11 protein-coding genes and 2 rRNA genes are annotated in these 13,389 nt (G+C 69.6%); 2 read left to right on the top strand and 11 right to left on the bottom strand.

From position 1 onward, the window contains the following. Positions 1–8: 8 nt before the first annotated feature. From ACFVST_RS17415 to ACFVST_RS17405, 3 genes are all read right to left on the bottom strand, one after another. Entirely contained in the window at positions 9–914 is a 906-nt protein-coding gene (locus tag ACFVST_RS17415; RefSeq protein ID WP_390152105.1) for an NAD kinase, read from the bottom strand. Continuing rightward, positions 911–1,726: a TlyA family RNA methyltransferase gene (locus tag ACFVST_RS17410; protein ID WP_390152102.1), complete on the bottom strand. Its 816-nt coding sequence runs from the start codon at positions 1,724–1,726 to the stop codon at positions 911–913. The genes ACFVST_RS17415 and ACFVST_RS17410 overlap by 4 nt, the downstream gene beginning before the upstream one ends. A 72-nt stretch (positions 1,727–1,798) precedes the next feature. Continuing rightward, positions 1,799–2,131: a hypothetical protein gene (locus ACFVST_RS17405; protein WP_390152099.1), complete on the bottom strand. Its 333-nt coding sequence runs from the start codon at positions 2,129–2,131 to the stop codon at positions 1,799–1,801. Positions 2,132–2,171: 40 nt separating this feature from the next. On the opposite strand from ACFVST_RS17405, the gene ACFVST_RS17400 reads away from it, so the two are divergent. Continuing rightward, positions 2,172–2,519 carry a sterol-binding protein gene (locus ACFVST_RS17400; RefSeq protein WP_390152096.1) on the top strand — a complete coding sequence of 116 codons (348 nt, stop codon included), beginning with the start codon at positions 2,172–2,174 and terminating at the stop codon, positions 2,517–2,519. A 31-nt stretch (positions 2,520–2,550) separates the two neighbouring features. On the opposite strand, the gene ACFVST_RS17395 is transcribed toward ACFVST_RS17400, so the two are convergent. The 4 genes from ACFVST_RS17395 to ACFVST_RS17380 all read right to left on the bottom strand — a co-directional run bounded on the left by ACFVST_RS17395 (position 2,551) and on the right by ACFVST_RS17380 (position 6,625). Then, complete coding sequence (locus ACFVST_RS17395; RefSeq protein ID WP_390152093.1) at positions 2,551–3,354, bottom strand: ABC transporter ATP-binding protein; 804 nt, start codon at positions 3,352–3,354, stop codon at positions 2,551–2,553. Positions 3,355–3,400: 46 nt separating this feature from the next. After that, positions 3,401–4,429, bottom strand: coding sequence for a FecCD family ABC transporter permease (locus ACFVST_RS17390; RefSeq protein WP_390152090.1), 1,029 nt, complete (start codon positions 4,427–4,429; stop codon positions 3,401–3,403). A gap of 24 nt (positions 4,430–4,453) precedes the next feature. After that, complete coding sequence (locus tag ACFVST_RS17385) at positions 4,454–5,503, bottom strand: FecCD family ABC transporter permease (protein WP_390152088.1); 1,050 nt, start codon at positions 5,501–5,503, stop codon at positions 4,454–4,456. Positions 5,504–5,584: 81 nt separating this feature from the next. Continuing rightward, positions 5,585–6,625 (bottom strand): HAD-IIA family hydrolase, encoded by a 1,041-nt coding sequence (locus ACFVST_RS17380; protein ID WP_390152085.1) that lies wholly within the window; start codon positions 6,623–6,625, stop codon positions 5,585–5,587. Positions 6,626–6,698: 73 nt separating this feature from the next. On the opposite strand from ACFVST_RS17380, the gene ACFVST_RS17375 reads away from it, so the two are divergent. After that, a complete protein-coding gene (locus ACFVST_RS17375; RefSeq protein WP_390152082.1) occupies positions 6,699–8,003 on the top strand; it encodes a DUF1015 domain-containing protein in 1,305 nt (434 codons plus the stop codon). A gap of 108 nt (positions 8,004–8,111) precedes the next feature. Here the strand turns inward: ACFVST_RS17375 and ACFVST_RS17370 are convergent, their stop codons facing one another. The 4 genes from ACFVST_RS17370 to ACFVST_RS17355 all read right to left on the bottom strand — a co-directional run. Continuing rightward, the gene (locus ACFVST_RS17370; RefSeq protein ID WP_390152080.1) at positions 8,112–9,119 is read right to left on the bottom strand and encodes a tetratricopeptide repeat protein; all 1,008 of its coding nucleotides are present in this window, start codon (positions 9,117–9,119) and stop codon (positions 8,112–8,114) included. Beyond that, complete coding sequence (locus ACFVST_RS17365; RefSeq protein ID WP_390152078.1) at positions 9,098–10,183, bottom strand: hypothetical protein; 1,086 nt, start codon at positions 10,181–10,183, stop codon at positions 9,098–9,100. Before ACFVST_RS17365 ends, ACFVST_RS17370 begins: the two co-directional genes overlap by 22 nt. A 182-nt stretch (positions 10,184–10,365) precedes the next feature. Then, positions 10,366–10,482, bottom strand: a 5S ribosomal RNA gene (gene rrf, locus ACFVST_RS17360). A gap of 136 nt (positions 10,483–10,618) precedes the next feature. Next, a 23S ribosomal RNA gene (locus ACFVST_RS17355) occupies positions 10,619–13,389 on the bottom strand; the annotation flags it as partial.

Here is a 13,389-nt window from a genome sequence, read left to right as displayed (position 1 = left end):
GGGTGGCGTCAGCCCGGGGCGCCGCGCCACCCGGAGACCGGCAGGGCGAACTTGGCGACCAGCCGGTCGGTGAACGAGGCGTGGTGCAGCCGCGCCAGCCGCACCGGTACGGCGCCGCGGCGCACCTCGACGCGGGCCCCCGGCGGCAGTTCGACGGTGCGCCGCCCGTCGCACCAGAGGACGCCGTGCGGGGTGTGCTGCTGGACCTCGACGGCGAGCACCGAGGTCGGCGAGGTGACCAGCGGCCGGGCGAACAGGGCGTGCGCGCTGATCGGCACCATCAGCAGCGCCTCCACCTCGGGCCACACCACGGGCCCGCCGGCGGAGAAGGCGTAGGCGGTGGAGCCGGTGGGGGTGGCGCAGACGATGCCGTCGCAGCCGAAGCCGGAGACGGGCCGCCCGTCGATCTCCAGCACCACCTCCAACATGCGTTCCGGGGAGACCTTCTGGACGGCGGCCTCGTTGAGCGCCCAGTCGCGGTGCACCACATCGCCGTTGCGGTGCACCACCACGTCCATGGTCATCCGCTCCTCGACCTCGTAGGAGCGGGTGACGACGCGGCGGACCACCCGGTGCAGGTCGTCGCGTTCGGCCTCGGCGAGGAAGCCGACCCGGCCGAGGTTGACGCCGAGCATCGGCACCCCGGAGGCGCGGGCGAACTCGGCGCCGCGCAGCAGGGTGCCGTCCCCGCCGAGGACGATGAGCAGTTCGCAGCCGTCGAGGCAGGCGGGGGTGGCCGCGGGGGCGAGCTCCACACTGTCGGGAAGCGGCAGGTCCGCCGCCTCCGACTCCAGTACCCGTACCCCGAGCCCGGACCCGAGGAGGCCTTCCACGACGAGTTCGGCACTGCGGACGGCGGCGGGCCGCCCGGTGTGCGCGAGAAGGAAAACGGTACGAGCTCGGCCCTGGGTCAACGCGGTCCCTCCGCCACTGCACGGTCGACGTCGGCCGGGTCCAGCGGGGGCGCACCGGCTCGCAGCCACAGAAAATACTCGACGTTGCCCGCGGGTCCGGGCAGTGGGCTGGCGGTGACCCCGCACGCCCCGAGGCCGAGGCCCCGGGCCTGCTCGGCGACGCCGCGGACGGCCTCGGCGCGGAGCTGGGCGCTGCGCACCACGCCGCCGCTGCCGAGCCGTTCGCGGCCCACCTCGAACTGCGGCTTCACCATCAGCACCAGATCGGCGTCCGGCGCCGCGCACCGCACCAGCGCGGGCAGCACCAGCCCGAGCGGGATGAACGACAGATCACCGACGACCAGCCCCACCGGTTCCCCGTCGATCGCCTCCAGCGTCAACTCCCGTACGTTGGTGCGGTCCTTGACGGTGACGCGGTCGTCGCTCCGCAGGGACCAGGCGAGTTGGCCGTAGCCCACGTCGACGGCGACCACCTGGGCGGCGCCGGCTCTCAGCAGGACGTCGGTGAAGCCGCCGGTGGAGGCGCCCGCGTCAAGCGCGCGGCGGCCCTCGACCCGCAGGCCCAGGGGCCGGAACGCGTCGAGCGCGCCGGCGAGTTTGTGTCCGCCGCGGGAGACGTAGTCGGGGTCGTCGTCATCGCGGGAGACGACGACGGGGGCGCTGGTCTCCACCTGGGTGGCGGCCTTGGTCGCGGTGATGCCGCGGACGGAGACCCGGCCGGCGGCGATCAACTGGGCGGCGTGCTCCCGGGATCGGGCCAGTTTCCGGTGGACCAGCTCGGCGTCGAGGCGGCGGCGTGCCACTCCTGCCACGTTCGGTTCAGCTCCTGTTCGGTCGGCGCGCCGCCTCTTCGGGACGCGGGATGACGGGGTGCGGGGCGGCGGTCAGCGGGGTGGTGGGGGGCCGGGGCGGGTGTCGAGTCCGGTGAGTGCGGAGCGCAGGCCCTGGTGCACCTCCTCGTACACCTCCAGATGGCCTTCGGTCGCGAGGTGGTCGACATCGGCCAGCCTCCGCAGTACGGCGTCCACCTCGGGCTGCCCGGTGTCCGCGCGCGCCACACCCAGCGGGGCGGGCGGCGCGGGGTCCAACGCAGACACCCCGGCCTCCGTCCCGCCCTCGGCCCAGGGCCGCTCGCCGGGGGCCGGGGCCGGGTCGGCCGCCGGAGGCCGGGCGTCGTCGAGGGCGCCGTCCGCGGGGCCCGCCGTGCTGTCGTTCATGCCACGACGCTACCGCGCGGCTCTGACATAACATCGCCCGATGGCCACGATCGACCGGTGCCGGACCGCCCTCGACCAGCTCGCCGACGCGCTGACCGGCGCGGGCACGGAGGTGCGGACCGCGGCGTCCCTGGACCGCTCGGTGAGCTGCCATCTCACCGACCTGGACCTGACGTTCACCGGACGGCTGCACGGCGGCCGGATCGAGGTACTGGACGAGGCGCCGGGGCCCCCGGCCGACCGGGCCCAGATCCGCCTGGCGACGAGCAGCGACGACCTGGTGGCGATGGTCGACGGACTGCTGCCCTTCCCCCGCGCCCTGGCAGCCGGCCGCGTCCGCCTGCACGCCGGCCCACTCGACCTGCTGCGGCTGCGCAAACTGCTGTAGCGGAGGGCCGACCGCGAGCGCCGGACCGGTCTCAGGCGAGGGCGGCGGCGCGGGTACGGCGGTCGGCGGGGACGACCAGGGGTGTGCCGGTCTCCGGGTCCTCGATGATCCGGCACCGCAGTCCGAAGACCTCCGCCACCAGTTCGGCGGTGACGATCTCGCCGGGGGCGCCCTCCGCGATCACCCGCCCGTCCCGCAGCGCGATCAGATGGCTGGCGTAGCGGGCCGCGTGGTTGAGGTCGTGCAGTACGGCGACGAGGGTGCGGCCCTGCTCCTCGTGGAGTGCGGCGCACAGGTCGAGGACGTCGAGCTGGTGCTGGATGTCGAGATAGGTGGTCGGTTCGTCCAGGAGCAGCAGCGGGGTCTGCTGGGCGAGGGCCATGGCGATCCAGACCCGCTGCCGCTGCCCGCCGGACAGCTCGTCGACCCGGCGGCCGGCGAGTTCGGCGACACCGGTGGCGGTCATCGACTCGGTCACGACGCGTTCGTCCTCGCCGGACCACTGGCGCAGCAGGCCCTGGTGCGGGTAGCGGCCGCGGGCCACCAGGTCGCCGACGGTGATGCCGTCCGGTGCGAGCGACGACTGCGGCAGCAGCCCCAGGGTGCGGGCCACCTGCTTCGCGGGCAGCGAGTGGATCGCCCGCCCGTCGAGCAGCACCCGCCCCGCGGCCGGCTTCAGCATCCGCGCCAGGGCACGCAACAGGGTTGATTTTCCACAGGCGTTGGGGCCGACGATCACCGTGAACGAGTGGTCGGGTATCTCCACCGAGAGGTGCTCGGCGATGGTGCGCTGGTCGTAGCCGAGGGTCACATCCTCAGCGGTGAGCCGGTTCACTGGGCGCTCCTGGTGGGGTGGAGGGGCTGGTCGGGACGGCGGGTGTTCATATCCGGCCCGCCCGGCGTTCGGAGATCAGCAGCCACAGCAGGTACACCCCGCCGAGGACACCGGTGACCACGCCCACCGGCACCTGGTCGGCGCCGAACACCCGCTGCGAGGCCCAGTCCGCGACGACCAGCAGGGCGGCGCCCATACCGATCGAAGCGGGCAGATGGGGGCCGGGCGCACCGGTCAGCCGCCGGGCGAGCTGCGGCGCGGTCAGCGCGACGAAACCCACCGGCCCGGCCGCCGCGGTGGCCGCCGCCGTCAGCAGGACCGCCGTCACCAGCAGCACCATCCGGGTCCGCTCCACCCGTACGCCCAGCGCGTGCGCGGTGTCGTCGCCCATCTCCAGCATCCGCAGCGGGCGCCCGTTGGCCAGCGCCACCGGGACGAGCACCGCGCACAGCGCGAGCAGCGGCCACACCTGGTCCCAGTCCCGCCCGGCCAGCGAACCCGTCATCCACACCACGGCCCGCTGCGCGTCCACCAGATCCGCCTTGGTCAGCAGATAGCCGTTGACGGCGGTGAGGACGGCGGCCGCGCCGATACCGACCAGCACCAGCCGGTAGCCGTTCACGCCCCGCTGCCACGCCAGCAGATAGATCGCCAGCCCGGCCACCAGCCCACCGGCCAGCGCCCCGAACGCGACCTGCGCCGCGCTACCGGAGAACAGCACGATCACCACCAGCGCCCCCGCCGTGGCCCCCTGCCCGAGCCCCAGTACGTCCGGACTGCCCAGCGGATTGCGGGAGATGGCCTGGAAGAGGGCGCCGCTCAGCCCGAGCGCCGCGCCGACCAGCAGCCCCACCAGGACGCGCGGCAGCCGCAGCTCCCGCACGATGAACTCCTGCCCGGCGTCGCCCCGGCCGACGAGGGTGCGCAGCACATCCGCGGCGGGGATGGCGAAGTCGCCGGTGCCGATGAGGACGACGGCCGCGGCCAGCGCGAGGAGCAGCAGCAGCGCCACGACGACGGCCGCCCGCACCTCAAACCGCACCGAGAGCCCGCCCCGGGTACGCAGTGTCTTCACAGTGGGGCCTTCACAGTTGAGCCTTCACAGTTGGGCCGTCCTCCGCCGTCGTACCAGGTAGATGAAGAGCGGGCCGCCGATGACCGCGGTGACGATGCCGACCTGGAGTTCCGCGGGCCGCGCCACCAGCCGCCCCAGGACGTCCGCGCCGAGCAGCAGCACCGGCGAGAGCACGGTGGCGTAGGGCAGGATCCAGCGCAGGTCGGGGCCGGTGAAGAAGCGCACCAGGTGCGGCACCATCAGGCCGACGAAGGCGATCGGCCCGCAGGCCGCGGTCGCCGCCCCGCACAGCAGGGTCGCCGCCAGCATCGACAGGGCGCGGGTGCGGCCCAGACTCGCGCCGAGTGCGCGGGCGGTGTCATCCCCGAGCGCGACCGCGTTCAGCGGCCGGGCCAGGGCCAGCGCGATCACGGTGCCGACGACCAGGAACGGCAGCACCTGCCGTACGGTCTGCGGATTGGCGGAGGCGAGGGAGCCGACCGTCCAGAAGCGCATCTTCCCCAGCGCCGCCCCGTCGGTGATCATCACGGCCTGGAGGTAGCCGTTGAGCGCGGCGGTCAGCGCGGTCCCGGCCAGCGCCAGGCGTACCGGGGTGGCGCCGCGGGTGCCGCCCACCGCGTAGACCAGGACGCCGACGGCCGCCGCACCGAGGAACGCGAACCACACATAGCCGGTGAGCGAGGTGACACCGAAGTAGGTCATCGCGGTGACCACGGCGGCGGACGCCCCCGCGTTGATACCGAGTAGCCCCGGGTCGGCGAGCGGATTGCGGGTGAGCGCCTGGAGCACGGCCCCGGCCAGCCCCAGCGCCGCCCCGGCCAGCAGTCCCAGCAGGGTCCGGGACAGCCGGGCCCGTACGACGGCGTCGGCGTAGCTCCCGCTGTCCGCGAAGAGCCCGTGCCAGACGTCGCCCGGCGCGAGCGGCTTGGCCCCGACGGCCAGACTCGCCACCGCGACCAGCACCAGTACGGCCGCGGCGACCACCAGCCCGACGGCCCGCACCGCGCGCCGTCGCGGCGGCGGCGGCACGGCATCGACCGCGGCACGGACTTCCGGAGGACTCTCGACCCACACGAAGGTTAGGTTAGCCTAACCGTTCTTGGCGGCTCGCCCCTGGCTGTCCTCGGCGGCCCGAGCCCTCCCCTCGACGCCCCCTCACACCCCCAGCCGCGCCAGCGCCTTGGAGCCGTCCAACCCGCAGGCACCGTCACCGCCATCCGTCCAGGCCGCCGCACACAACGCCCGCAGACCGTCCAACGGCCCCCCGTCCCCGTCGAGTTGAAGCTCCGCCCGCCCCGCCCGCGCCCACCAGCCCCCGCACCGGAAGCCGTCCCCGTCCTCCGTCACCTCCGGCTGCCCGGTGAGCAGCCCCCGGAGATCCGCGTCGACATAGGTGGGCCGGTGCCGCGGCACGGCCGCCAGCAGGTGCCGCCCATCGGTGACCCCGGTCAGCACCAGCAGCGAATCCACCCCGCCGTTGAACGCGCCCTCGATATCGGTGTCCAGCCGGTCCCCCACCACCAGCGGCCGCTCCGCGCCGGTCCGCAGCACGGTCTCCCGGTGCATCGGCGGCAGCGGCTTCCCCGCCACCTGCGGCTCCGCCCCGGTGGCGATCCGCACCACCTCCACCGCCGCCCCGTTCCCCGGCGCGATGCCCCGCCCCGACGGAATCGTCAGATCCGTGTTGGACGCGAACCACGGCACCCCCCGCGCCACCGCGTACCCCGCCTCCGCCAGCCGCTCCCACGCCATCTGGGGACCGCCGTACCCCTGCGCCACCGCCGCCGGATCGTCGTCCGCCGAATCCACCGGCACCAGGCCCCGCTCCCGCAGCGCCACCCGCAGCCCCTCGCCGCCGATCGCCAACACCCTTGCCCCGGGCGGCACTTGGTCCGCGATCAGCCGGGCCACCGCCTGCGCCGAGGTGATCACATCCCCGGGTGCGGCCGGCACCCCCAACTCCGTCAGATGCGCGGCCACCGCCTCCGGGGTGCGCAGCGCGTTGTTCGTCACATACGCCAGACGCATCCCGGCCCCACGGGCCACCGCCAGCGACTCCACCGCGTACCCGATGGCCGCACCCCCCGCGTACACCACTCCGTCCAGGTCCAGCAGCGCCGTGTCATAAACCCGGTGCAGCTCACGACCACTCGCCCCCGGCCGGGTCCTGACCCCGGTGCCGCCGCTCTGGCTCATCACGTACACACTCCTCGTCTCGCCTGCCTCCCCCCGATCATCCCGCACCCCGTCACCCGCATACGATGCCCCAATGACTTCGCCAGGTCCGGGGGGACGCCCGGCTTCCGTTGCGGCCGGCCAGGGCCTCGACCTGATCCCGTTCCGCGGCATCCGCTACGTCCCGGAACACGTCGGCAGCCTCTCCGCCGTCACCTCACCGCCGTACGACGTGGTGGTACGGCCCGACGGGCTGCACCACCTGGAGTCCGCCGACCCGCACAACATCGTCCGGCTGATCCTCCCGCAGGGCGCCACCGCCGAGGCCCGCTCCGATCAGGCCGCCGAGACCCTCGGCCGCTGGCTCGCCGAAGGCGTCCTCAACGCCGACCCCGAACCCGCCCTGTACATCTACGAACAGCGCAGCGGCGACCTCCTGCAACGCGGCATCATCGGCGCCCTCCGCCTCTCCGAACCGGCGGCCGGCGTGGTCCTCCCCCACGAGGACGTCATGCCCCAAGTCGTCGCGGAACGCGCCGACTTGATGCGCGCCACCGACGCCAACCTGGAACCCCTGCTGCTCACCTACCGCGGCGACGGCACCACCACCGGCGCCGCGGCCGTCGTCGAACGCACCGCCCAGCGCGCCCCGTTACTCGCCACCACCACCGAGGACGGCGTACACCACCGCCTCTGGTCCCTCACCGATCCGGCCGAACTCGCCGCCGTCCACGAGGACTTGACCCGCCATCAGGCCCTCATCGCGGACGGCCACCACCGCTGGGCCACCTATCTGCGGCTACGCGCCGAGCACTCCGCGCCCGGCCCCTGGGACCACGGCCTGGTCCTCCTCGTCGACACCACCCGCCACCCGCTCCGGGTCCGCGCCATCCACCGCCTGCTGCACCGACTGCCCCCGCAGAAGGCCCGCACCGCCCTCGCCGGCCACTTCCGGGTACGCCGACTCGACGGCCCCCTGGACCGGGCCATGGACCACCTCGCCGAAGCCGCCGCCGAGAGCAACGCCTTCCTCCTCACCGGCGACGGCACCTACCACCTGGTGGACCGCCCCGACCCGGCCCTCCTCTCCCGTACGGTGCCCACCGGCCGCCCGGAGGCCTGGCGCTCCCTCGACGCCACCGTCCTGCACGCCACCCTGCTCGACCACGTCTGGCACATCCCCGACGACCCCGAGCACATCGCCTACATCCACGACACCACCGCCGCCGTCACCAAGGCCGAACACGACGGCAGCACCGCCGTCCTGATGCACCCGGTACGCGAGGACGTGGTCCGCGAACTGGCCCGGCAGGGCGTCACCATGCCCCGCAAGTCCACCTCCTTCGGCCCCAAACCGGCCACCGGCCTCGTCCTCCGCAGCCTCACCCTGGAACGCTGACCGGCACACACACCGAAGGGCCGCCCGACTCCCCAGAGGGAAGCCGGGCGGCCCTTCACCGTCCGACACTCATCCCGACGATCGACCAGCCGGCCGGTCGGCTACGACTCAGCGCACCTCGCCCTCAGCCACATCCCGCTCACCGCCCCGCGCCTCACCAGCACCGTCCTTCCCGGACTCGTCCTCCGCGCTCTCCTCAGCCACCTGCTGCGGCTCGCGGAACTCGGGGACACCGACCGGCGCAACAGCCTCCGAAACGGTCACCGACTCCTCGGAAACCGACTCGGCCACGGCCTCTTCCTCGACCTCTTCGTCGACCTCTTCGTCGACCTCTTCGTCGCTGTCTGCGTCTGTCTCCGTCTCGGCGTCCGCGTCGCCAGGTGCGGGTGCGGCGGGCTGCGGCTCGGCCTCGGCGGCCTCCACCGAGTCCTCCGAATCGTCAAGCGCGTCCACGAACTCCACCCCGTCCAGCGCCGCAAGACGATCGGAGGCGTCCGTACTCCCGTCCTTGTCCGACTCGACGGCCTTGGCGAACCACTCCCGCGCCTCATCCGTACGCCCCGCCGCCATCAGCGCATCCGCGTACGCGTACCGCAGTCGCGCGGTCCACGGCTGCACGGAGTTCGACGCCAGCTCGGGGCTCTGCAAAGTGACGATGGCCGCGTCGAGTTGGCCCATGTCACGCCGCGCGCCGGCAGCCACCAGCCGCATCTCGACCTGCCCGGCCTTGTCCAACTTGCCCACCTCGGGCGCCCCCGCCATGTCCAGCGTCTTCTCCGGCCGGCCGAGCCCCCGCTCGCAGTCGGCCATCACCGGCCACAACTCCACCCGCCCCGTCATCCGACGCGCCGCCCGGAACTCGGCAAGCGCCTCGGAGAAGGCCTGATTCGCATAGGCGGCAAAGCCCGCGGCCTCCCGTACGGCAGCCACCCGCGAAGCCAACCGCAGCGCGATCTTCGCGTAGGCATAGGCCTGTTCGGGATCCTCATCGATGAGCCGCGCCACCATCACCAGGTTCCGCGCCACATCCTCGGCAAGCGTCTTGGGCAGACTCTGCAACTCCTGCCGTACGTCCTTGTCGATCTCCTCGCCGGTCACATCCTCCGGAATCGGCAACCGCTTGACGGGCTCCCGCTCCCGCTCATCCCGGAACCGCCCACCACTCCGGTCATCACCACGCCGATCATCCCGACGGTCGTCCCGACCCCGGTAACCCCCCGGCCGCCCACGCCCATCATCCCGCCGCGGCCCCGAAGACCGACCATCCCGCCCCCGGAACCCACCCCGATCATCCCGACGCCCATACCCACCACGATCGCCGTCCCGCCGGTCGTCCCGCCGGTCGTCGCGCCGGAATCCGCCCCGGTCATCACGGCGATCGTCGCGACGGTCATCGCGCCGGTCATCACGCCGGAACCCACCGCGGTCATCACGGCGTTCGTCCCGGCGGAATCCGCCCCGGTCGTCACGGCGCTCGTCCCGCCGGAACCCACCGCGATCATCCCGACGCTCGAAGTCCCTGCCACGCCGATCGTCCCGCCGATCGTCACGGCGGAACGGGGGCCGACCACCCCGCTCATCCCGACGATCATCCCGCCTGTCGTCCCGACGCTCATCACGCCGGTCATCGCGGCGGAACCCACCCCGATCGTCCCGGCGACCGAAGTCCCGGCGATCGTCCCGCCGTTCATCCCGCCGGAATCCCCCGCGGTCATCACGGCGCTCACCCCTGCGGTCACGGTCCCGGTCACGATCGCGGTCGTCACGACGGAAGCCACGGTCCCCCCGGTCGCGGTCGCGATCCCGGTCACGGTCACGGTCGTCACGGCGGAAATCCCGCCTGGGCCCACCGCGGTCATCCCGCCTGTCGTCACGACGGAACGGCGGCCGACCACCCCGCTCATCACGGCGGTCATCCCGCCTGCCATCCCGACGGTCGTCGCGGCGGTCGTCACGCCGGAACCCGCCTCGGTCGTCCCGGCGATCATCCCGACGGTCGCGGTCACGATCGCGGTCGTCGCGCCGCGGGCCTCCGGGACGGTCGTCACGCCGGAAGCCGGGCCGGCCACCGCGGTCGTCACGCCCACGGAATCCGCCGCGGTCATCCCTACGGCCATATCCGCCACGGTCGTTGTCACGCCGGTCGCCGTCGCGGCGCCCACGGTGTCCGTCCCGGTCACCACCGTCCCGGCGGCGCTGCTCGCGCTCCGGTCGCTCGTCGGAAGAGTTCGGGGACATGGGGGACTCCTGTCTTAGGCACCGCAGCTATTCTCACGCAGCCGGGTACCCGGTGCGCTTCGGAAAAACAAAAAGGACCCTTGGTCCCAGCGTGAACGCTGGGACCAAGGGTCCTTCAAAGATTGTTCGGCGACGTCCTACTCTCCCACAGGGTCCCCCCTGCAGTACCATCGGCGCTGTAAGGCTTAGCTTCCGGGTTCGAAATGTAACCGGGCGTTTCCCTCACGCTGTGATCACCGAAACCCTATCAGTTCCCCGCCATGACAACGGGGGCGAACAGAGCAGCGAACAAGCACACTCTTCAATTGAGTAGTAGAGCTGTTCAGCCAGCACAACTGTTCGTTGCCTGAGAACAAACACAGTGGACGCGAGCAACTGAGGACAAGCCCTCGGCCTATTAGTACCAGTCAACTCCACCGGTCACCCGGCTTCCATATCTGGCCTATCAACCCAGTCGTCTACTGGGAGCCTTACCCCATCAAGTGGGTGGGAGCCCTCATCTCGAAGCAGGCTTCCCGCTTAGATGCTTTCAGCGGTTATCCCTCCCGAACGTAGCCAACCAGCCATGCCCTTGGCAGAACAACTGGCACACCAGAGGTTCGTCCGTCCCGGTCCTCTCGTACTAGGGACAGCCCTTCTCAAGACTCCTACGCGCACAGCGGATAGGGACCGAACTGTCTCACGACGTTCTAAACCCAGCTCGCGTACCGCTTTAATGGGCGAACAGCCCAACCCTTGGGACCGACTCCAGCCCCAGGATGCGACGAGCCGACATCGAGGTGCCAAACCATCCCGTCGATATGGACTCTTGGGGAAGATCAGCCTGTTATCCCCGGGGTACCTTTTATCCGTTGAGCGACGGCGCTTCCACAAGCCACCGCCGGATCACTAGTCCCGACTTTCGTCCCTGCTCGACCCGTCGGTCTCACAGTCAAGCTCCCTTGTGCACTTACACTCAACACCTGATTACCAACCAGGCTGAGGGAACCTTTGGGCGCCTCCGTTACCCTTTAGGAGGCAACCGCCCCAGTTAAACTACCCATCAGACACTGTCCCTGATCCGGATCACGGACCCAGGTTAGACATCCAGCACGACCAGAGTGGTATTTCAACGACGACTCCACACACACTGGCGTGCATGCATCACAGTCTCCCACCTATCCTACACAAGCCGAACCGAACACCAATATCAAACTGTAGTAAAGGTCCCGGGGTCTTTCCGTCCTGCTGCGCGAAACGAGCATCTTTACTCGTAGTGCAATTTCACCGGGCCTATGGTTGAGACAGTCGAGAAGTCGTTACGCCATTCGTGCAGGTCGGAACTTACCCGACAAGGAATTTCGCTACCTTAGGATGGTTATAGTTACCACCGCCGTTTACTGGCGCTTAAGTTCTCAGCTTCGCCAGAACGAATCCTGACTAACCGGTCCCCTTAACGTTCCAGCACCGGGCAGGCGTCAGTCCGTATACATCGCCTTACGGCTTCGCACGGACCTGTGTTTTTAGTAAACAGTCGCTTCTCGCTGGTCTCTGCGGCCACCCCCAGCTCACCAAGTACATTGGATCACCAGAAGTGGCCCCCCTTCTCCCGAAGTTACGGGGGCATTTTGCCGAGTTCCTTAACCATAGTTCACCCGAACGCCTCGGTATTCTCTACCAGACCACCTGAGTCGGTTTAGGGTACGGGCCGCCATGAAACTCGCTAGAGGCTTTTCTCGACAGCATAGGATCATCCACTTCACCACAATCGGCTCGGCATCAGGTCTCACCCACAATGAGCGGCGGATTTACCTACCACTCGGGCTACACCCTTACCCCGGGACAACCACCGCCCGGGCTGGACTACCTTCCTGCGTCACCCCATCACTCACCTACTACCAACTCGGTTCAGCGACTCCACCACTCCCCTTCACCCGAAGGCTCCAGGGCGGCTTCACGGCCTTAGCATCACTGGATTCGATGTTTGACGCTCCACAGCGGGTACCGGAATATCAACCGGTTATCCATCGACTACGCCTGTCGGCCTCGCCTTAGGTCCCGACTTACCCTGGGCAGATCAGCTTGACCCAGGAACCCTTAGTCAATCGGCGCACACGTTTCCCACGTGTGAATCGCTACTCATGCCTGCATTCTCACTCGCCAACCGTCCACAACTCGCTTACACGGCTGCTTCACCCGGCAGACGACGCTCCCCTACCCATCACGACCCCCGTTAGAGGTTAATATCGCAATGACACGACTTCGGCGGTACGCTTGAGCCCCGCTACATTGTCGGCGCGGAATCACTTGACCAGTGAGCTATTACGCACTCTTTCAAGGATGGCTGCTTCTAAGCCAACCTCCTGGTTGTCTCTGCGACTCCACATCCTTTCCCACTTAGCGTACGCTTAGGGGCCTTAGTCGATGCTCTGGGCTGTTTCCCTCTCGACCATGGAGCTTATCCCCCACAGTCTCACTGCCGCGCTCTCACTTACCGGCATTCGGAGTTTGGCTAAGGTCAGTAACCCGGTAGGGCCCATCGCCTATCCAGTGCTCTACCTCCGGCAAGAAACACACGACGCTGCACCTAAATGCATTTCGGGGAGAACCAGCTATCACGGAGTTTGATTGGCCTTTCACCCCTAACCACAGGTCATCCCCCAGGTTTTCAACCCTGGTGGGTTCGGCCCTCCACACGGTCTTACCCGCGCTTCAGCCTGCCCATGGCTAGATCACTCCGCTTCGGGTCTTGAGCGCGCTACTCCACCGCCCTATTCGGACTCGCTTTCGCTACGGCTCCCCCACAACGGGTTAACCTCGCAACACACCGCAAACTCGCAGGCTCATTCTTCAAAAGGCACGCAGTCACGAGATGAAAGAAAACTTCCATCCGACGCTCCCACGGCTTGTAGGCACACGGTTTCAGGTACTATTTCACTCCCCTCCCGGGGTACTTTTCACCATTCCCTCACGGTACTATCCGCTATCGGTCACCAGGGAATATTTAGGCTTAGCGGGTGGTCCCGCCAGATTCACACGGGATTTCTCGGGCCCCGTGCTACTTGGGTATCAATCAAACGAGCCGTTAATGTTTCGACTACGGGGGTCTTACCCTCTACGCCGGACCTTTCGCATGTCCTTCGCCTACACCAACGGTTTCTCACTCGTC

Source organism: Streptomyces sp. NPDC058045 (assembly GCF_042885635.1).
Taxonomy (GTDB): domain Bacteria; phylum Actinomycetota; class Actinomycetes; order Streptomycetales; family Streptomycetaceae; genus Streptomyces.
Note: the sequence above shows the minus strand (reverse complement) of the source record. Positions and strands in the feature narration are given on the sequence as shown.

Bases quoted from the DNA above. Each gene is read 5' to 3' on its own strand.
- ACFVST_RS17405 (WP_390152099.1), bottom strand. From the start codon at position 2,131: ATGAACGACAGCACGGCGGGCCCCGCGGACGGCGCCCTCGACGACGCC.
- ACFVST_RS17375 (WP_390152082.1), top strand. From the start codon at position 6,699: ATGACTTCGCCAGGTCCGGGGGGACGCCCGGCTTCCGTTGCGGCCGGC.
- ACFVST_RS17400 (WP_390152096.1), top strand. From the start codon at position 2,172: ATGGCCACGATCGACCGGTGCCGGACCGCCCTCGACCAGCTCGCCGAC.
- ACFVST_RS17380 (WP_390152085.1), bottom strand. From the start codon at position 6,625: ATGAGCCAGAGCGGCGGCACCGGGGTCAGGACCCGGCCGGGGGCGAGT.